The sequence below is a fragment of the Streptomyces sp. NBC_01296 genome, assembly GCF_035984415.1.
Classification (GTDB): domain Bacteria; phylum Actinomycetota; class Actinomycetes; order Streptomycetales; family Streptomycetaceae; genus Streptomyces.
Genome location: NZ_CP130720.1, coordinates 2,841,630 through 2,860,864, shown reverse-complemented (window position 1 = coordinate 2,860,864; position 19,235 = coordinate 2,841,630). Strand labels below are relative to the sequence as shown.

13 protein-coding genes are annotated in these 19,235 nt (G+C 73.0%); 9 read left to right on the top strand and 4 right to left on the bottom strand.

The features are described 5' to 3' along the window. Positions 1-25: 25 nt before the first annotated feature. Positions 26-931 (bottom strand): CAP domain-containing protein, encoded by a 906-nt coding sequence (locus OG299_RS12605; protein ID WP_327361543.1) that lies wholly within the window; start codon positions 929-931, stop codon positions 26-28. Positions 932-1,065: 134 nt separating this feature from the next. Between OG299_RS12605 and OG299_RS12600 the strand changes: the two genes are divergently transcribed. The 4 genes from OG299_RS12600 to OG299_RS12585 all read left to right on the top strand — a co-directional run bounded on the left by OG299_RS12600 (position 1,066) and on the right by OG299_RS12585 (position 8,140). After that, positions 1,066-1,347: an acylphosphatase gene (locus OG299_RS12600; protein ID WP_266636384.1), complete on the top strand. Its 282-nt coding sequence runs from the start codon at positions 1,066-1,068 to the stop codon at positions 1,345-1,347. Positions 1,348-1,713: 366 nt separating this feature from the next. Beyond that, a complete protein-coding gene (locus OG299_RS12595; RefSeq protein ID WP_030859887.1) occupies positions 1,714-1,929 on the top strand; it encodes a hypothetical protein in 216 nt (71 codons plus the stop codon). A 220-nt stretch (positions 1,930-2,149) separates the two neighbouring features. Further along, on the top strand, positions 2,150-6,457 hold the full coding sequence (locus OG299_RS12590; RefSeq protein ID WP_327361542.1) for an AAA family ATPase: 4,308 nt from the start codon (positions 2,150-2,152) through the stop codon (positions 6,455-6,457). A gap of 246 nt (positions 6,458-6,703) precedes the next feature. Continuing rightward, positions 6,704-8,140: a sugar porter family MFS transporter gene (locus OG299_RS12585; RefSeq protein WP_266636382.1), complete on the top strand. Its 1,437-nt coding sequence runs from the start codon at positions 6,704-6,706 to the stop codon at positions 8,138-8,140. A gap of 49 nt (positions 8,141-8,189) precedes the next feature. Here the strand turns inward: OG299_RS12585 and OG299_RS12580 are convergent, their stop codons facing one another. Together OG299_RS12580 and OG299_RS12575 are read right to left on the bottom strand one after the other, a co-directional pair. Next, the gene (locus tag OG299_RS12580) at positions 8,190-9,176 is read right to left on the bottom strand and encodes an LLM class flavin-dependent oxidoreductase (protein WP_327361541.1); all 987 of its coding nucleotides are present in this window, start codon (positions 9,174-9,176) and stop codon (positions 8,190-8,192) included. Positions 9,177-9,239: 63 nt separating this feature from the next. Further along, on the bottom strand, positions 9,240-10,724 hold the full coding sequence (locus OG299_RS12575) for a cytosine permease (RefSeq protein WP_327361540.1): 1,485 nt from the start codon (positions 10,722-10,724) through the stop codon (positions 9,240-9,242). 143 nt (positions 10,725-10,867) lie between these two features. Here OG299_RS12575 and ftsY point away from each other — a divergent pair, with 143 nt between their 5' ends. After that, a complete protein-coding gene (ftsY, locus tag OG299_RS12570; RefSeq protein ID WP_327361539.1) occupies positions 10,868-12,085 on the top strand; it encodes a signal recognition particle-docking protein FtsY in 1,218 nt (405 codons plus the stop codon). 81 nt (positions 12,086-12,166) lie between these two features. Here the strand turns inward: ftsY and OG299_RS12565 are convergent, their stop codons facing one another. Then, positions 12,167-12,835: a bifunctional DNA primase/polymerase gene (locus OG299_RS12565; protein WP_266636374.1), complete on the bottom strand. Its 669-nt coding sequence runs from the start codon at positions 12,833-12,835 to the stop codon at positions 12,167-12,169. A gap of 407 nt (positions 12,836-13,242) precedes the next feature. Here OG299_RS12565 and nsdA point away from each other — a divergent pair, with 407 nt between their 5' ends. The 4 genes from nsdA to OG299_RS12545 all read left to right on the top strand — a co-directional run bounded on the left by nsdA (position 13,243) and on the right by OG299_RS12545 (position 19,205). Beyond that, entirely contained in the window at positions 13,243-14,748 is a 1,506-nt protein-coding gene (nsdA, locus tag OG299_RS12560) for a transcriptional repressor NsdA (RefSeq protein WP_405700698.1), read from the top strand. A gap of 316 nt (positions 14,749-15,064) precedes the next feature. After that, complete coding sequence (locus OG299_RS12555) at positions 15,065-16,411, top strand: ammonium transporter (RefSeq protein ID WP_327361538.1); 1,347 nt, start codon at positions 15,065-15,067, stop codon at positions 16,409-16,411. Beyond that, positions 16,408-16,746 carry a P-II family nitrogen regulator gene (locus OG299_RS12550; RefSeq protein ID WP_266636370.1) on the top strand — a complete coding sequence of 113 codons (339 nt, stop codon included), beginning with the start codon at positions 16,408-16,410 and terminating at the stop codon, positions 16,744-16,746. Before OG299_RS12555 ends, OG299_RS12550 begins: the two co-directional genes overlap by 4 nt. A gap of 17 nt (positions 16,747-16,763) precedes the next feature. Beyond that, the gene (locus OG299_RS12545) at positions 16,764-19,205 is read left to right on the top strand and encodes a [protein-PII] uridylyltransferase (RefSeq protein WP_266636368.1); all 2,442 of its coding nucleotides are present in this window, start codon (positions 16,764-16,766) and stop codon (positions 19,203-19,205) included. The last annotated feature ends 30 nt before the right edge of the window (positions 19,206-19,235 follow it).

Genomic DNA, 19,235 nt, shown 5'->3' with positions numbered 1-19,235 from the left:
CGCCGCGGGGGCCCGGCTGCTGCGGCTAGAAGCCGAAGTCCTGCGTCCACCAGGGGCCGCCGGCCGAGACGTAGACGCCGACACCCAGGGTGCGGAACTCGCAGTTGAGGATGTTCGCCTTGTGGCCCGGGCTGTTCATCCACGCGTTCATGACCGCCTGGGCGTCACCCTGGCCGCGGGCGATGTTCTCGCCGCCGAGCCCGGAGAGGCCCGCGTTGGTGGCGCGGTCCCACGGGGTGTTCCCGTCGGGGTCGGTGTGGTCGAAGAAGCCGCGGGTGGCCATGTCCTTGCTGAAGGCGCCGGCCAGCGCCGCGAGCGGCGGGTTCGCCCGGACCGGACCGCAGCCGGCCTGCGCGCGCTCCTGGTTGACCAGGGTGAGCACGGCGGACTCCTCCGCGGAGTGGCCGTTGTCGGGCGTGGGGGCGGGCGGGGCCGGCGGCTTGGGCGCGGCCGTCTTCGGCGGCACCGGGACCGGCACCGGGACCGGCTTCTTCGCCGGCTTCGGCGCCACCTTGGCGGGGGCGGAAGCGGGGGCGGAAGCGGAGGCGGAGGCGGAGGGGGTGGGCGAGGCGGAGGGGCTCGGCGAGGCCGACGGGGAAGGAGAGGCCGACGGCGAGGGGGAGGCCGAGGGGGACGGGCTGCCCGTCCCGGGACCCGAGGAGGCGCGGCCCGACAGGTTGGCGAGGCCGCCCTGCTGCTCGACCGCGGCGGCGGGGCTCGGCGAAGCCTCGGCCTCGGCCCGGGTCTTGGCGGCCGGGCCGTCGGCGGTGACGCCGACATAGGGGAAGGAGGTGCTGACCGGCACCATGCCGGTGGTCACGGCCGCGGTGCCCAGGGCGACGGCCACGGCAACGCCCAGCAGGCCGCCCCGTACGAGGGCGCGGCGCTTGTCGCCGTGGTCCGGCGGGGCGGGGAGTCGGTGGCGTCCCATCGGCCCGTACCTTCCTTGCAGGTCAAGATCATCCCTTACTCACCCAAATGGGTGAGTTCATTGCTGCGCGACTGTACGCCATGGGGCGCGGGGGCGATGTGGGCCGAAACTCTTTGCCCGGTTAGCGTTCACGCATGAATGAAGATGTCCGCCTGACCGCGTGGGTGCGCGGCCGTGTACAGGGAGTGGGCTTCCGCTGGTTCACCAGGGCCAATGCGCTGGAGATCGGTGGAGTCGTCGGGTTCGCGCTCAACCTCGACGACGGACGAGTGCAGGTCGTGGCCGAAGGTCAACGTGAGAATTGCCACCGGCTGCTCGACTGGCTGCGCTCCGCCGACACGCCCGGGAGGGTGGACGGAGTGACAGAGATCTGGGGCACACCGCGCGGTGGCTACGACGGTTTCGCCATCCGGTGACCGATCGACCGATCATGCACTGATCGCATCTCTCGACGGTCCGCACCCGGTCGGATCTGCGCGTTCGCCGTCGACGCGTTGCCGGCCGGCCCGAACCGTGGAAGGCTCGAAGCAGCGGACGATCTCCACGTCCCTTGGGAGAGCCGGGCCGACCGCGGATACGGGGCGTGATCGTGTTGACCGTCAAACTTTTTGGTGAGACGCTGGAAGCCCCGCGCACCTGAGCTGTTTGGCAGTGCTGACAGTAGGCGTGTTAGCAAAAGAACGCGTGCAGTGACTGACAGTCGCTGCCGGACATCCGCGGGTGCGATTCCCTCACGACCCACACCGCTTCGGTCGGTCACTCAGTGTGGAGGACCATCCATCATGGCAAAGGCGCTTCTCGGTTACGTCGGCGGTTCCGATCCGCGACTCCTCGCCGAGATGCGACGGCTTCAGCAGCGCGTCCAGGACCTCGAGTCCGAGCTCACACGGATTCAGTCCGAAAACGACGCGCTGAATGCGGCCGCCGCTCAGCACGGAGACTCGCTGCTGGACCGCATCGACATCGACGTACCCCAGGCGGAGCCTGCGCTCACCTGACGCTCATCTGATCCGCGCTCAACTCGTCGCTCGACTCCAGCCCCGCATGATCTGCAAGGGACGCTCCGGCGTCCCTTCTTTCTTTGACCACCACGTCAGCGACCATCGGGCCATTCGTGCGCGAGCACGTTGGGCCAGGTGGGGGGCCGATTCCTTTAACGTCAGTTGTGCCCTGCACCTTCATGGGTGAAACCGAACGCGAAAGGTAGAGTCCGGCGGCGTGCACCTCAAGTCCCTGACCCTGCGTGGCTTCAAGTCCTTCGCCTCTGCAACCACCCTGCGCTTCGAGCCCGGTATCACCTGCGTCGTGGGCCCGAACGGCTCGGGCAAGTCCAATGTGGTGGACGCGCTGTCCTGGGTCATGGGGGAGCAGGGTGCCAAGTCCCTGCGCGGCGGCAAGATGGAGGACGTCATCTTCGCCGGGACCACCGGGCGGCCGCCGCTCGGGCGCGCCGAGGTCTCGCTCACCATCGACAACTCCGACGGCGCCCTGCCGATCGAGTACGCCGAGGTCACCATCACGCGGATCATGTTCCGCGGCGGCAGCAGCGAGTACCAGATCAACGGCGACACCTGCCGGCTGCTCGACATCCAGGAGCTGCTCTCCGACTCCGGCATCGGCCGCGAGATGCACGTCATCGTCGGCCAGGGCCAGCTGGACTCCGTCCTGCACGCCGATCCGATGGGACGCCGCGCCTTCATCGAGGAAGCGGCCGGCGTACTCAAGCACCGCAAGCGCAAAGAGAAGGCGCTGCGGAAGCTGGACGCGATGCAGGCCAATCTGGCGCGCGTGCAGGACCTCAACGAAGAACTGCGGCGCCAGCTGAAGCCGCTGGGGCGGCAGGCCGCGGTGGCCCGGCGGGCCGCCGTCATCCAGGCCGACCTGCGCGACGCGCGGCTGCGGCTGCTCGCCGACGACCTGGTCACGCTGCGGGGCGCGCTCGACGCGGAGATCGCGGACGAGGCGGCGCTGAAGGAGCGCAAGGAGGCGGCCGAGGCCCAGCTCGCGGACGCGCTGCGGCGGGAGGGGCAGCTGGAGGAAACGGTGCGGCAGTTGACGCCGCGGCTCCAGCGGGCCCAGCAGACCTGGTACGAGCTGTCGCAGCTGGCCGAGCGGGTACGGGGGACTGCGTCCCTGGCCGACGCGCGGGTCAAGTCGGCCTCGGCTCCGGCCGAGGAGGAGCGGCGGGGCCGCGATCCGCAGGACATGGAGCGGGAGGCCGCGCGGATCCGCGAGCAGGAGGCGGAGCTGACGGCCGCGCTGGAGGCGGCCTCGCGGGCGCTGGAGGACACGGTCGAGCACCGGGCCGAGCTGGAGCGGTCGCTGGCCGGGGAGGAGCGTCGGCTGCGGGACGCCGCGCGGGCCATCGCCGACCGGCGTGAGGGGCTGGCCCGGCTGACGGGGCGGCTGGGCGCTGCCCGGTCCCGGGCGGGGGCCGCGCAGGCGGAGATCGACCGGCTGGTGGCGGCGCGGGACGAGGCCGAGTCCCGGGCCGGGGCCGCGCAGGCGGAGTACGAGGCGCTGGCCGAGGAGGTCGGCGGGCTCGAGGACCCGGCGGTGGACGAGGAGTACGCGGCGGCCCGGGCGGAGCTCGCGGCGGCGGAGGCCGCGCAGACGGCAGCGCGGGACGCGGTGACGGCAGCGGAGAAGTCGAGGGCGGCGGTGTCGGCGCGGCGGGACGCGCTGGCGCTGGGGCTGCGGAGGAAGGACGGCACCGGGGCGCTGCTCGCGGTGCGGGAGCGGCTGGCGGGGCTGCTGGGGCCGGCGGCGGAGCGGCTGTCGGTGACCCCGGGGTACGAGGTCGCGGTGGCGGCGGCGCTGGGCTCCGCGGCGGACGCGCTGGCGGTGGCCTCCCCGGGCGCGGCGGCCGGAGCCATCCGGCACCTGCGGGACGCGGATGCGGGCCGGGCCACGTTCCTGATCACCCCCGCCCCGGCGGACCCGTCGGCCGGAATCCCGATCCAGGGCCAGGCATGGGCGGGCGGCCCGAGGGGAGAGGCCTTCGCGGATGCCGAGACCCCGCTCCCGGGCCGGTCCTTCGCGGGTGCGGATGCCGCGGTCCCGGCGGGTCGGACCCCTGCCGACGCGGACGCCGGGGCTCCGGAGGCCGGGATCCCGTTCCCGAGCCGGGCGTTGACCACGGGCGGCCCGGCGGGTCCGGCTGCCGCGGATGCCGTGTACCCGGCGGGCTCTTCGGCCGGAACCCCGCTTCCGGGGCAGGCCGTGGCCGTCGGCTCGGACGGCCGGGGCGGCTCGGCAGGCGGGAGCGCCGCCGGCGCGGGTGGCCCGGGCGCGGCGGGCCCCTCGGCCGAGCCCCCGGTCCCGGGGGAGTTCGCGGCCGACGGGGTCGGGTCGGCGGGAGCTTTCCCCCACCCCGCTCCTTCCCACGGCACCGCGCCATGCGGCTCCGCCGCGTGGCGTGACTCCGCCCCGGCCCCCGCGCCTCCAACGCCGGCGGAGCTGGGAGGGCCTGACCGGGACTCCGTTCCCGGCACCGGCCCCCAGGCGTCCGCTGCCGGGGGCTCCGCAGCGGGCGCGGGGCCGGTGTCGCACGCGGGGTCCGAGGGCCTGCGCTCCGCCGCGGGCCCGATGGCTCGAGCGACGGTCGGGCCGGGGTCGCCCGCACGGCGCGAGGACCAGGGGTCCACGCCCGGGGCGTTGCCCGACGCAGGCTCCGGCCTCGGCGCCGTGGCGGCCGGGTCGGGTCACGGGTCCCCGGCCGGCGGGCCGGGGCCGGCGGCCGGCGAGCTGGTGCAGGGGGACGCCGGTGTGGTGCGGGCCGTGGCCTGGGTGTTGCGGGAGCACGTAGTCGTCGGGACGCTCGACGAGGCCGAACGGGTCGTCGGGGCGCGGCCCGACCTGGTGGCCGTGACCCTCGACGGGGACGTGCTCGGCGCGCACCTCGCGCACGGGGGTTCCGCCGGGGCGCCGAGCCTGATCGAGGTGCAGGCGGCCGTCGATGAGGCGGAGGGTGAGCTCGTACGGCTCGATGCGCAGTGCGTCGAGCTCGGTGCCGGCCGGGACGCTGCCCAGGCCCTGCGCCGGGAACTCGTCGCGCGGGTCGAGGAGATCGGCGAGCGCCGCCGGGCCGGGGAGCAGGCACGGGCCGGGGTGGCGCAGCAGCTGGGGCGGCTCGCCGGGCAGGCGAAGGGGGCCGCCGGCGAGGCCGAGCGCAGCGCCGCCGCCGCGGCCAAGGCCCAGGACGCGCTGGAGCAGGCGCTGGCCGACGTCGAGGAGTGCGCCGAACGGCTGGCCGTCGCCGAGGAGAACGACCCCGTCGGGAGCGGCGAGGAGGAGCCCGACACCGCGGTGCGGGACCGGCTCGCCGCCGACGGGGCCAACGCCCGGCAGACCGAGATGGAGGCCCGCCTCCAGCTCAGAACCCATGAGGAGCGGGTCAAGGGGCTGGCCGGGCGGGCGGATTCCCTGGACCGCGGGGCCCGCGCCGAGCGGGAGGCCCGGGCCCGCGCCGAGCGCCGCCGGGCACGGCTGCGCCACGAGGCCGAGGTGGCCCGCGCCGTCGCCGACGGAGCCCGGCAGCTGCTCGCGCACCTGGAGGTCTCGCTGCGCCGGGCCGAACAGGAGCGCGCCGCCGCCGAATACGCCAAGGGCCTGCGCGAGCGGGAGCTCGGCGAGGCCCGGACCCGCGGCCGCGACCTCAAGGGCGAGCTCGACAAGCTCACCGACTCCGTACACCGCGGGGAGGTGCTCGGCGCCGAGAAGCGGCTGCGCATCGAGCAGGTGGAGTCGCGTGCGCTGGAGGAGTTCGGGATGGAGGCCGCCGGTCTCGTCGCCGAGTACGGGCCGGACCAGCCGGTGCCGCCGGGCCCGCCCGCCGAGGGCGAGGACCCGGACGAGGAGGCCGAGCCGGGGCCCTTCGTACGCGCCCGGCAGGAGAAGCGGCTCAAGGCGGCCGAGCGCGCGTACCAGCAGCTCGGCAAGATCAACCCGCTCGCCCTGGAGGAGTTCGCGGCGCTGGAGGAGCGCCACCGGTTCCTGAGCGAGCAGCTCGAGGACCTGCGCAAGACCAGGGCCGACCTCCTTCAGGTCGTGAAGGAGGTCGACGAGCGCGTCGAGCAGGTGTTCACCGAGGCCTACCGGGACACGGCCCGGCAGTTCGAGGGGGTGTTCTCGCGGCTTTTCCCCGGCGGCGAGGGCCGGCTGATCCTCACCGACCCCGACAACATGCTGACCACCGGCGTGGACGTGGAGGCCCGGCCGCCCGGCAAGAAGGTCAAGCGGCTCTCCCTGCTCTCCGGCGGCGAGCGGTCGCTGACGGCCGTCGCCCTGCTGGTGTCCATCTTCAAGGCCCGGCCCAGCCCGTTCTACGTGATGGACGAGGTCGAGGCGGCGCTCGACGACACCAACCTGCAGCGGCTGATCCGGATCATGGAGGAGCTGCAGGAGAGCTCCCAGCTGATCGTCATCACGCACCAGAAGCGGACGATGGAGGTCGCCGACGCGCTGTACGGCGTCTCCATGCAGGGCGACGGCGTCTCCAAGGTCATCAGCCAGCGACTTCGCTGACCGACCGACCGACCGACCGACCGACCCACCCACCCACCCACCTGTTCGTTCGAGAAGTGAATGGCCCCACCCTCGGCAACTGGGCAAGTGAACTTCTCTCTGCCTCTTGACTTCAAGAACTGAACACATAGGCTCGCTCCCGCTGCCTTTCCCCTTCGGGTGGTGCCGGATCTTCAGCTGTGCGCCACTGGAAGGAACCACCCCCACCCAGCCCGTCACCGCAGCCGGGCACCGCAGGAGCAGACCTTGACCAGCAGCACAGCGCAGGCGCCGGTGCCGGGCGGCGGCGGCCGGGCCGCCCACCCCGACCACCTCGGGCACGTCATCTTCATCGCCGCCGCGGCCGCCATGGGCGGCTTCCTCTTCGGCTATGACAGCTCGGTCATCAACGGGGCCGTCGTCGCCATCCGCGAGCGGTTCGACATCGGGTCGGCCGCACTCGCCCAGGTGATCGCCGCCGCGCTGATCGGCTGCGCGCTCGGCGCCGCCACCGCCGGCCGCATCGCCGACCGGATCGGCCGAATCCGCTGCATGCAGATCGCCGCCGTCCTGTTCACCGCCAGCGCGATCGGCTCGGCCCTCCCCTTCGCCCTCTGGGACCTCGCCGTATGGCGCGTCATCGGCGGCTTCGGCATCGGCATGGCCTCCGTCATCGGCCCCGCCTACATCGCCGAGGTCTCCCCGGCCGCCTACCGCGGCCGGCTCGCCTCCTTCCAGCAGGCCGCGATCGTCATCGGCATCGCCGTCTCCCAGCTCGTCAACTGGGGGATCCTGAACCTCGCCGACGGCGACCAGCGCGGCGAGATCGGCGGCCTCGAAGCCTGGCAGTGGATGCTCGGCGTCATGGTCGTCCCGGCCGTGCTCTACGGGATGATGTCCTTCGTCATCCCGGAGTCCCCCCGCTTCCTGGTCTCGGTCGGCCGTACCGACGAGGCCAAGAAGGTGCTGAGCGAGGTCGAGGGCTCGAAGATCGACCTGGATGCGCGCGTCTCGGAGATCGAGCACGCCATGCACTCCGAGCACAAGTCCACCTTCAAGGACCTGCTCGGCGGGCGCTTCGGCTTCCTGCCCATCGTCTGGATCGGCATCGGACTGTCCGTCTTCCAGCAGCTCGTCGGCATCAACGTGATCTTCTACTACAGCTCCTCGCTGTGGCAGTCCGTCGGCATCGACCCCTCCAGCTCGTTCCTCTACTCCTTCACCACGTCGATCATCAACATCATCGGCACGGTGATCGCGATGATCTTCGTCGACCGGATCGGCCGCAAGCCGCTCGCCCTCATCGGCTCGGTCGGCATGGCGATCTCCCTCGGCGTCTGCGCCTGGGCCTTCTCCTTCACCGAGGGCACCGGCGACAACATCACCATGCCGGACACCCAGGGCACGATCGCGCTGATCGCCGCGCACTGCTTCGTGCTCTTCTTCGCCCTCTCGTGGGGCGTGGTGGTCTGGGTGCTGCTCGGCGAGATGTTCCCCAACCGCATCCGCGCCGCCGCCCTCGGCGTGGCCGCCTCCGCCCAGTGGATCGCCAACTGGGTCATCACCGTCTCGTTCCCGTCGCTGTCCGACTGGAGCCTGTCCGGCGCGTACGTCATCTACACGGTCTTCGCCGTGCTCTCGATCCCGTTCATCCTCAAGTGGGTGCCGGAGACCAAGGGCAAGGCGTTGGAGGAGATGGGGTAACCACCCCCGCCAACACCCCCTCTCCTCTTACGGCAGGTGCTGCCCCCGCTCAGTCCTTGAGCCGGGGCAGCACCTGTTCGCACAGCAGGTGCAGGCTGCGCCAGCCCTCGTCCAGCGGCATCCCGCCGCACAGCGGGTGCAGCACCAGGTTCCCCGCCTCGCCCGCGCCCCGGGCGTACGCGACCGCCTCGTCCGGGGTCAGGACCCGGTACACGCCCTCCGCGCGCAGCTCCGCCACCGAGCGCGCGGCCGACCGTACGGCGCTGCGGATGTCCTTCGACTGCCAGGACGCGTACATGCCCGCCTCGTGCAGGAAGCGGTCGCCGTACTCGGCCCACACCCGGTCCGGGTCCTGCGCGATGTGCAGCAGCGGGGTCTCGGCCGCCGGCATCATGCAGAAGCCCTCCGTCCCGTGCTCCGCGAGCTGCGCCTGGTAGTACGCCTCCAGCTCCGGCAGGTGCGCGCTGGGGAAGAACGGCAGCCCGAGCCGCGCCGCGCGCCGGGCCGCCGCCCGGGAGCTGCCGCCGACCAGGAGCAGCGGGTGCGGCTGTGTGAACGGCGTCGGGGTCACCCGTACCGTCCGGCCGCGGAACGTGAACGGCTCGCCGGTCCACGCCTTCAGCAGGGTCTCCAGCAGCTCGTCCTGGAGCCTGCCCCGCCGGCCCCACTCGACGCCGTGCTGCTCGTACTCCTCGGGCCGGTAGCCGATGCCCGCGACCGTGACGAGGCGGCCGCCGCTCAGCAGGTCGAGGACCGCGATGTCCTCGGCCACCTTCAGCGGGTCGTACAGCGGGCCGATGATCGCCGAGACGGTGACCGCGATCCGGTAGGTGGCGCCGAAGACGGCGCCCGCGAAGGCGAACGGCGACGGCAGCCAGTTGTTGGCGGTGCCGTGGTGCTCCTCGGTCTGGATCGTGTCGATCCCGCGGTCGTCCGCGTACTTCGCCATCTCCAGCGCGGCCTTGTAGCGGGCGGAGAGGCTCTCGGGGGTGCCGTTCGGGTCGACGAGATTGAACCGGGCCACGGTGATGGGCATGGAAGAGTCCCCCTTCGCCGGAGGTGGGTGGGCGGGCGAAGGGGGACGTTAGCTGACGTGGTGTCAGTTGGACAGGGATCCGGCGAGCGCGGGCTCCTCGGCCCCGGCCGGGCCGGCCGCCGGAGCCGGGGTGCGCGGCAGCACGGCGTACAGCACGCCGGAGGTGACGATGCCGGCCGCCCAGCCCAGGCCGTTCTGCCCGATCCAGGTGTCGGCGAGCGGCCCGCCGAACCAGTCGACCTTGGTGAACAGCAGCCCCACGACCAGGGCCACGCCCCAGGCGGTCATGGCCTGCCAGGCGAACCCGCCCCGGTACCAGTAGGCGCTGGTGCGGGTGGTGTCCAGCAGCGCGGCGCCGTCGTACGAGGTCCGGCGCAGCATGTCGACACCGAAGACGCCGATCCACGCGGAGAAGGCCACGGCGAGCAGCGTGAGGAAGGAGATGAACGAGCCGAAGAAGCTGGTCGCGACCACCATCAGCAGGAAGCCGAAGACCAGGCTGATGACGGCGTTGACGCTGACGGCCGCCGCGCGCGGGACCTTGATGCCGAGGGTCTGCGCCGTGAAGCCGGCCGAGTACATGGACATCGAGTTGATCAGCAGCATGCCGACGAGCGCGATCAGCAGGTACGGGACCGCGATCCAGGCGGGCAGCAGATTGCCGATGAAGGAGACCGGGTCCTGAGCCGAGGCCAGGTCCGGGGTGCCGACCGCCATGACCGCGCCCATCAGCACCATCGGGATGACGACGACGGCGGCGCCGCCGATCGTCGCGCCGACCATGCCCTTGGCGGAGGCCGTACGCGGCAGGTAGCGGGTGAAGTCCGGGCCGGACGGGACCCAGCTGATGCCGCCCGCGGCGATGGTGCCGATGCCGGCGATCATCATCGCCGTCGAGCCGGCCGGCTTGTCGAAGACGGCGGACCAGTCGGTCTCCGCGACCAGATAGCCGAGCACGAGCACGCTGAAGGCCCCGAAGAGGTACGTCGACCAGGTCGAGCAGACGCGCAGCGCGCTGATGCCGAGGCCGGACACCAGGAAGGTGCAGCCGACGAAGAGCAGCAGGGTGACCGCGATCAGGGCCGTGTTCTTCTGCACGCCGAACAGCAGGTCCAGCACGGTGAGCATGGCGAACGCGCCGCTGACCGCGTTGATCGTCTCCCAGCCCCAGCGGGCGACCCAGATCAGGGCGCCGGGGAAGAGGTTGCCGCGCTGGCCGAACACGGCCCGCGAGAGGGCCATGCCGGGGGCGCCGCCGCGCTTCCCGGCGATCGAGATCAGGCCGACGAGCCCGTACGAGACGACGGGCGCGGCGACCGCGACGACGAGCACCTGCCAGATGTTGAGCTTGTTGAAGATCACCAGGCCGGCGCCCATGGTCAGCAGCAGCACGCTGATGTTGGCGGCGACCCAGGTGGGCACGAGCTCGCGGACCCGGCCGCGGCGCTCGCCGTCCGGCACGGGCTCGAGGCCGCGGGTCTCGACCGATGTCTCGGCGGACGTCTCGGGCGGCGTCTGTATCGCGCCTTCGGCGGGCTCGGCAGGCATGCGGCACTCCGGGTGGGCAGGGCGTACGGGAATCCGCCCATCATCGTAGATGTGCCGCTAAGAGCACAAATGGAGCCTTACGGCCTGGTCGCAAGCGCCGGAAACGGAGGTCCGGGGCCGCCGTGGCCGATACTGGACGCGTTATGGACATCCTCATCCTTGCTGTAGTCATCGCCCTGGTCGCGGTCGGCGTGATCAGCGGGCTCGTGGTCGGCAGCCGCAAGAAGAAGCAGCTGCCGCCCTCGGCGCCGCCCAGCACACCGACCCTCACTGCCCCGCCCGCCGAACCGCAGGTGGGGGAGGACGCCGTAGAGACGGCGGAAGAACCCCGCCGCACCATCGAGGAGGTCGGCCTCCCCGAAGCGGAGGCTGCGGCTCCCGAGGCGCCCGCAGTCGTCGAACCCGAGGCTCCGGCCGCCCCCGAGATCGAGGTGCCCGAGCCCACCGCCGGCCGCCTGATCCGGCTGCGCGCCCGCCTCGCCCGGTCGCAGAACTCGCTCGGCAAGGGGCTGCTCACGCTGCTCTCGCGCGAGCACCTCGACGAGGACACCTGGGAGGAGATCGAGGAGACCCTCCTGATCGCCGACGTCGGTGTCGTGCCGACGCAGGAGCTCGTGGACCGGCTCCGCGAGCGGGTCAAGGTGCTCGGCACCCGCACCCCCGCGGACCTGCGCGCCCTGCTCAAGGAGGAGCTGCTGACCCTGGTCGGCACCGACTTCGACCGCGCGGTGAAGACCGAGAGCGGCGTGGACACCCCGGGCGTCGTGATGGTCGTGGGGGTCAACGGCACCGGCAAGACCACCACCACCGGCAAGCTGGCCCGCGTGCTCGTCGCCGACGGCCGCTCCGTGGTGCTCGGCGCCGCCGACACCTTCCGTGCCGCCGCCGCCGACCAGCTGCAGACCTGGGGCGAGCGGGTCGGCGCGCGCACCGTACGCGGCCCCGAGGGCGGCGACCCGGCCTCGATCGCCTACGACGCGGTCAAGGAGGGCATCGCCGAGGGCGCCGACGTGGTGCTCATCGACACCGCCGGCCGCCTGCACACCAAGACCGGCCTCATGGACGAGCTCGGCAAGGTCAAGCGCGTCGTGGAGAAGCACGGCCCGCTGGACGAGATCCTGCTGGTCCTGGACGCCACCACCGGGCAGAACGGCCTGACCCAGGCCCGCGTCTTCGCCGAGGTCGTGGACATCACCGGCATCGTGCTGACCAAGCTCGACGGCACCGCCAAGGGCGGCATCGTCGTCGCCGTCCAGCGCGAGCTCGGCGTCCCGGTCAAGCTCATCGGCCTCGGCGAGGGCCCGGACGACCTGGCGCCCTTCGAGCCGGAGGCGTTCGTGGACGCCCTGATCGGCGACTGAGCGCGACCGTACGCAGACGTACGCAGGGCAGCGCCCCCGCATTCCGGCCGGAACGCGGGGGCGCTGCCCTGCGTACGCGCACTAGCGCCGCAGGCGGTGGCAGATGTACGCGAGGGTGCCGAGCAGCAGCCGGGCCTGCGGCGGGCCGCCCGCGGAGTCGAGCGCGGGCGGGCGCAGCCAGCCGACCGGGCCGAGGCCGGCGTGGTCGGAGGGCGGGGCGGTCAGGAACGCGCCGACGCCCAGGGCGCGCAGGTCGAGGTCGGCGTCGTCCCAGCCCATCCGGTACAGCAGCTGCGGCAGCTCGGCGGCAGCGCCCGGGGCGACGAAGAACTGGGCCCGGCCGTCCGGGGTCGCGGTGACCGGCCCGAGCGGCAGGCCCATCCGCTCGAGGCGGACCAGCGCGCGGCGCCCGGCCTCCTCCGAGACCTCGATGACGTCGAAGGTGCGGCCCACGGGGAGCAGGACCGCGGCGCCCGGGTACCCGCTCCAGGTCTCGGTGACCTCGTCGAGGGTGGCGCCGGCCGGGACGGTCGGTGCGAGGGGCAGTGGATGCGCCCCCGGCGTGCTGCAATTCGTATGACCGCAGGAGCAGTCGCGGACGGGGGCCGCGGCGCGGGCGCCGGGGACCACGTCCCAGCCCCACAGCCCGGTGTACTCCGCGACCGCCGTGCACTCCGACGTCCGGCCGCGGCGCCGCGAGCCGGAACGGAACTCCTTGGTGCTGCGGCTGCCGCCGATCGTGAAGCCCATGCCCATGCCCCCTCCAACGGGTCGGACGCGCCGGTGGTTACGACGTCGGCGGGACGGGATGCGGGGCCGGGGCGAGCCCGGTGTCCCGAGGGGCCACCCGGCGCACTCCTCGCCGCGTGCGCCCCTGGTGCACTCCCGTCCAACCAATCGTTTTCGCCTCGGTGTCAAGTGAATCGCGCCTGGCCGGTGGCTAGTTCATTCGAAGGGGTGGCGAATGGTGGCGTTTCTGGAATCGACCTCGCCGCAGGGGTGATCGTAGGATTACTTTCAGTGCACCAAACCCCGAAGGCGGGCCGTCCGTGGTTATGCCGGAGGCAACGTGTGGAGGATCTGTGAAGGTCCGTGGCGGCGCTCGCCGCCCCAGCCAGGGTTTCGTATGAAGAGGCCGAGTGGATGGGGGCGTTCCAGTGAGCGGCAACGGCGCAAGCGGAACGAGCGAGGAGCCGGAGGCCCCGGGCTCTGCGGCCCGCAATGAGCAACTGACGTCCTGGTTCGTCCGCAGCGGCTGGTCGAAGGGCGAACTCGCCCGCCAGGTGAACCGGCGCGCCCGGCAGATGGGCGCCCACCACATCAGCACGGACACCTCCCGGGTACGCCGCTGGCTCGACGGCGAGCAGCCCCGCGAGCCCGTCCCGCGGATCCTGTCCGAGCTGTTCTCCGAGCGGTTCGGCTCCGTCGTCGCCATCGAGCAGCTCGGGCTGCGCACCGCCCACCAGACGCCCTCCGTCTCCGGCGTCGACCTGCCCTGGGCCGGCCCGCAGACCGTCGAGCTGCTCGGGGAGTTCTCCCGCAGCGACCTGATGCTGGCCCGCCGCGGCTTCCTGGGGACCTCCCTCGCCCTTTCCGCCGGCCCCGCCCTCATCGAGCCCATGCAGCGCTGGCTCGTCCCGGTCCCCGCCGCCGACCCGGGCCCCCGCGAGGCGGGAGCGGCCGGAGCCCTCAGCGGCCACCGCCCGCCGCGGCTCTCCGAACCGGAACTCGGCCTCCTCGAAGCCACCACCGTGATGTTCCGCCAGTGGGACGCCCAGTGCGGCGGCGGACTGCGTCGCAAGGCCGTCGTGGGCCAGCTGCACGAGGTCACCGACCTGCTCCAGGAGAACCACCCGGCGCCCGTCATGAAGCGGCTCTTCAAGGTCGCCGCGGAGCTCGCCGAACTGGCCGGCTGGATGAGCTACGACATCGGCCTGCACCCCACCGCGCAGAAGTACTTCGTCCTCGCGCTGCACGCGGCCAAGGAGGGCGGCGACAAGCCCCTGGGCTCGTACATCCTCTCCAGTATGAGCCGCCAGATGATTCACCTGGGCCGCCCCGAGGACGCCCTGGAACTCATCCACCTCGCGCAGTACGGCAGCCGCGACTGCGCCGGCCCGCGCACCCAGGCCATGCTGTATGCGATGGAGGCCCGCGCCTACGCCAACATGGGCCAGCCCAGCCGCTGCAAGCGGGCCGTCCGGATGGCCGAGGACACCTTCTCCGACGTCGCCTTCGGCGGCGAGCCCGAACCCGACTGGATCCGCTTCTTCTCCGAGGCCGAGCTCAACGGCGAGAACTCCCACTCGTACCGCGACCTGGCCTACGTGGCCGGGCGCAGCCCCATGTACGCCTCCCTCGCCGAACCCGTGATGCAGCGGGCCGTAGAGCTCTTCGAGAAGGACGACGAGCACCAGCGCTCGTACGCCCTCAACCTCATCGGCATGGCCACCGTGCACCTGATCCAGCGCGAGCCCGAGCAGGCCACCGTCCTCGTCGGCCGGGCCCTCGACGTGGCCGGAAAGGTGCGGTCCGAAAGGGTGAACACGCGGCTGCGCAAGACGGTCGACACCGCCGCCCGTGAGTACGGCGACGTCGCCGACGTGGTCCGGCTGACCGACCAGCTCGCCTCCCGGCTCCCCGAAGCCGCGCAGGCCGTCTGACGGCCCGAGCGGTCGCCCCCGAAGGCCCCGGCCGCGGCAGCCACCCCGTGAAGCCCGATCAGGCTCCCCCAGCCAGGTCTCCTGAGGGTGCTGCCGCGGCCGGCCCCATGAACGAGCCGTTCATGGACGCGTAACACGTACGTCCTCTTCGTCATCGGCGCGAAACACCGAGCGGCGCCGCCGGAAACCGGCCTGCGCGAATCTCAGGGTCAATAACCGGCCAGCCCCCAGGCCCCACCCCCCGGCCTTACGCCTTGCGCCGCTCAGGTTTTCACGATCGCCCGCACGCGAACGTACCGACGACGAGGAGACGCCGATGGCATCAGCCATCACGACCCTCGCCGCAGACGCCCCGACGCTGTCTGCTGCGAACACCGGGTTCATGCTCATCTGCTCCGCCCTGGTCATGCTGATGACCCCGGGACTCGCCTTCTTCTACGGAGGCATGGTCCGCGTCAAGAGCAGCCTCAACATGCTGATGATGAGCTTCATCAGCCTCGGGATCGTCACGATCCTCTGGGTCCTCTACGGCTTCAGCCTCGCCTTCGGCGCGGACGTCGGCAGCATCATCGGCTGGTCCTCCGACTACGTCGGCCTCAGCGGCATCGGCATCACCGAGCTGTGGGACGGGTACACCATCCCGGTCTACGTCTTCGCCGTCTTCCAGCTGATGTTCGCCGTCATCACCCCCGCCCTGATCAGCGGCGCCCTGGCCGACCGCGTGAAGTTCAGCGCCTGGGCCCTGTTCACCGCCCTGTGGGTCACCGTCGTCTACTTCCCCGTCGCCCACTGGGTCTGGGGCGCCGGCGGCTGGCTCTTCGAGCTCGGCGTCATCGACTTCGCGGGCGGCACCGCCGTCCACATCAACGCCGGCGCCGCGGCCCTCGGCGTCATCCTGGTCATCGGCAAGCGCGTCGGCTTCAAGAAGGACCCGATGCGCCCGCACAGCCTCCCGCTCGTGATGCTCGGCGCCGGTCTGCTCTGGTTCGGCTGGTTCGGCTTCAACGCCGGCTCCTGGCTCGGCAACGACGACGGCGTGGGCGCGGTCATGTTCGTCAACACCCAGGTCGCCACCGCCGCCGCCATGCTCGCCTGGCTCGGCTACGAGAAGCTGCGCCACGGCTCCTTCACCACCCTCGGCGCCGCCTCCGGCGCGGTCGCGGGCCTCGTGGCCATCACCCCCTCCGGCGGCTCCTGCTCCCCGCTCGGCGCGATCGCCATCGGCGCCATCGCCGGTGTCGTCTGCGCCATGGCCGTCGGCCTCAAGTACAAGTTCGGCTTCGACGACTCCCTCGACGTGGTCGGCGTCCACCTCGTCGGCGGTGTGATCGGCTCGCTGCTGGTCGGCTTCTTCGCCACCGGCGGGGTCCAGTCCGACGTGGCCGGCCTCTTCTACGGCGGCGGCCTGGAGCAGCTCGGCAAGCAGGCCATCGGGGTCTTCTCCGTCCTCGCCTACTCTCTCGTCGTGTCCGCGATCCTCGCCTTCCTCCTCGACAAGACGATCGGGATGCGGGTCACCGAGGACGACGAGGTCTCCGGCATCGACCAGGTCGAGCACGCCGAGACCGCCTACGACTTCAGCGGAGCCGGCGGCGGCGCCTCCTCCCGGAGCACCGCCACCCCCGTCCCCGTTGCCGCCGCGAGCAAGAAGGTTGACGCATGAAGCTGATCACCGCGATCGTCAAGCCCCACCGGCTGGACGAGATCAAGGACGCCCTGCAGCGCTTCGGAGTCCAGGGGCTCACCGTCTCCGAGGCCAGCGGCTACGGCCGCCAGCGCGGCCACACCGAGGTCTACCGCGGCGCCGAGTACACCGTGGACCTCGTACCGAAGATCCGTATCGAGGTGGTCGTCGAAGACGACGACGCCGAATCGGTGATGGAGGTGCTCGTCACGAGCGCCCGCACCGGCAAGATCGGTGACGGCAAGGTGTGGAGCGTCCCCGTGGACTCGGTCATCCGGGTCCGCACCGGCGAGCGCGGCGCTGAAGCGCTCTAGGCGACGGGAGCTCCTGGGTGACGAGCGTCGAGCAGAGCACGACGGGTGATTCCGGCGATCCGTCCGGCTCGGGACCCAGCGGGTACGCCGCGGCCCGGCTGCGACTCCTCCAGGAGGAGTCGCGGTCCGGGCCTTCGCGGCGTTCCGCGCTGGCCGGGCTGACCGACGGCTGGCTGAGCGCCCTGTTCACCACGGCCCAGCGGGAGACCGGGGTGCGGGGCGCCACCCTCGTCGCCGTCGGCGGCTACGGGCGCGCCGAACTCTCCCCGCGCAGCGACCTCGACCTGCTGCTGCTCCACGACGGCAAGGCGGAGCCGCGGGCGCTCGCCGCGCTGGCCGACCGGATCTGGTACCCCGTGTGGGACCTGGGCGTGGCCCTCGACCACTCCGTACGGACCCCGGCCGAGGCCCGCAGGACCGCCGCCGAGGACCTCAAGGTGCACCTGGGACTGCTGGACGCCCGGCCGGTCGCGGGCGACGCGGGCCTGCTCGCGGGCCTGCGCACCTCCGTACTGGCCGACTGGCGCAACCAGGCCGCCAAGCGGCTCCCGCAACTGCACGCGCTGTGCCGGGAGCGGGCCGAGCGGGCCGGGGAGCTCCGCTTCCTGCTGGAACCCGACCTCAAGGAGGCCCGCGGGGGGCTCCGCGACGCCACCGCACTGCGGGCGGTCGCCGCGTCCTGGCTGGCCGACGCCCCGCGCGAGGGGCTGGCCGAGGCCCGGCGGCGGCTGCTGGACGCGCGGGACGCCCTGCACCTGGTGACGGGCCGGGCGACCGACCGGCTCGCGCTCCAGGAACAGGACCAGGTCGCCGCCCGGCTGGGCCTGCTCGACGCGGACGCGCTGCTGCGCGAGGTGTACGAGGCCGCGCGGGTCGTCGCGTACGCGGGCGACGTGACCTGGCGCGAGGTCGGCCGGGTCCTGCGGGCCCGGGCCGCCCGGCCGAGGCTGCGCGGGCTGCTGGGCACGCGGGGGGCCGCGGCGGCCGAGCGGGCGCCGCTCGCCGAGGGGGTCGTGGAGTCCGACGGCGAGGCTGTCCTGGCCCTGGCGGCCCGGCCCGACCGGGACCCGGTGCTGGCGCTGCGGTTCGGGGCCGCGGCCGCGCAGGCGGGACTGCCGGTGTCGCTGCACGCCGTACGCCGGCTCGCGGCGCAGGCGAAGCCGCTGCCCGTGCCGTGGCCCGCGGAGGCGAGGGAGCAGCTGCTCACCCTGCTGGGGGCGGGGGAGCCGACGGTGGCGGTCTGGGAGGCCCTGGAGGCCGAGGGCCTGATCACCCGGCTGCTGCCCGACTGGGACCGGGTGCGGTGCCGTCCGCAGCGCAACCCCGTGCACACCTGGACGGTGGACCGGCACCTGGTCGAGACGGCGGTGCGCGCCTCGGCCCTGACCCGCCGGGTGAGCCGCCCCGACCTGCTGCTGATGGCCGCCCTGCTGCACGACATCGGCAAGGGCTGGCCGGGGGACCACTCGGTGGCGGGCGAGACGATCGCCCGCGACGTGGCCGTACGGGTGGGCTTCGACGCGGAGGACGCCGCCGTGCTGGGGGTCCTCGTACGGCACCACCTGCTGCTGATCGACACCGCGACGCGGCGCGACCTGGACGACCCGGCGACGGTCCGGTCGGTCGCGCAGGCCCTGGGATCGCTCGGCACGCTGGAGATCCTGCACGCGCTGACCGAGGCGGACGCCCTGGCCACCGGGCCGGCGGCGTGGAGCACGTGGCGGGGCTCGCTGGTGGCGGACCTGGTGGCGCGGGTCGCCTCGGTCCTGGGCGGGGCCGCGCCCGCCGCGGCGGAGCCGGCCATCCCGACGACGGAGCAGGAACGCCTCGCGGTGGAGGCGCTGCGCACCCGGGAGCCGGTGCTGGCGCTGCACGCGCGCCAGGAGGAGGACGACGCGGTCGGGGTCGAGCTGGTCGTGGCGGTCCCGGACCAGCCGGGGGTCCTCCCGGCGGTCGCCGGGGTGCTGGCGCTGCACCGGCTCACGGTCCGCGCCGCGGACCTGCGCTCGCTGGAGCTCCCGGACCGGCTGGGCGAGGTGCTGGTCCTGCGCTGGCGGGTGGCGGCGGAGTACGGGGCCCTGCCGGAGGCGGCCCGGCTGCGGACGGACCTGATCCGGGCGCTGGACGGCTCGCTGGACGTCCCGGCGAAGTTGGCGGACCGCGAGGCGGCGTACCCGCGGCGGCGCGGGGTGGTCCCGCCGCCCCCGCGGGTGACGGTGGTCCCGGACGTCTCCTCCCTGGCCACGGTCCTGGAGGTCCGGGCCCCGGACGCGGTCGGCCTGCTGCACCGGATCGGGCGCGCGCTGGAATCCTCCGGGGTGCGGGTGCGCAGCGCGCACGTCTCGACGTTGGGCGCCAACGCGGTGGACTCCCTGTACGTGGTGGACCCCGACGGCAAACCGCTCCCGCTCCCCGCCGCGACCGCCCTGGCCTCCGCTTTGGAGGCCGCCCTCCACTGACCCGGAGCCCCTGCCCCCTGTCCGGGAACG

Excerpts from the sequence above, each read along its gene's own strand:
- OG299_RS12605 (WP_327361543.1), bottom strand. The coding sequence starts at position 931 with ATGGGACGCCACCGACTCCCCGCCCCGCCGGACCACGGCGACAAGCGC.
- OG299_RS12600 (WP_266636384.1), top strand. The coding sequence starts at position 1,066 with ATGAATGAAGATGTCCGCCTGACCGCGTGGGTGCGCGGCCGTGTACAG.
- OG299_RS12595 (WP_030859887.1), top strand. The coding sequence starts at position 1,714 with ATGGCAAAGGCGCTTCTCGGTTACGTCGGCGGTTCCGATCCGCGACTC.
- OG299_RS12580 (WP_327361541.1), bottom strand. The coding sequence starts at position 9,176 with ATGCCCATCACCGTGGCCCGGTTCAATCTCGTCGACCCGAACGGCACC.
- OG299_RS12575 (WP_327361540.1), bottom strand. The coding sequence starts at position 10,724 with ATGCCTGCCGAGCCCGCCGAAGGCGCGATACAGACGCCGCCCGAGACG.
- ftsY (WP_327361539.1), top strand. The coding sequence starts at position 10,868 with ATGGACATCCTCATCCTTGCTGTAGTCATCGCCCTGGTCGCGGTCGGC.
- OG299_RS12565 (WP_266636374.1), bottom strand. The coding sequence starts at position 12,835 with ATGGGCTTCACGATCGGCGGCAGCCGCAGCACCAAGGAGTTCCGTTCC.
- OG299_RS12555 (WP_327361538.1), top strand. The coding sequence starts at position 15,065 with ATGGCATCAGCCATCACGACCCTCGCCGCAGACGCCCCGACGCTGTCT.
- OG299_RS12550 (WP_266636370.1), top strand. The coding sequence starts at position 16,408 with ATGAAGCTGATCACCGCGATCGTCAAGCCCCACCGGCTGGACGAGATC.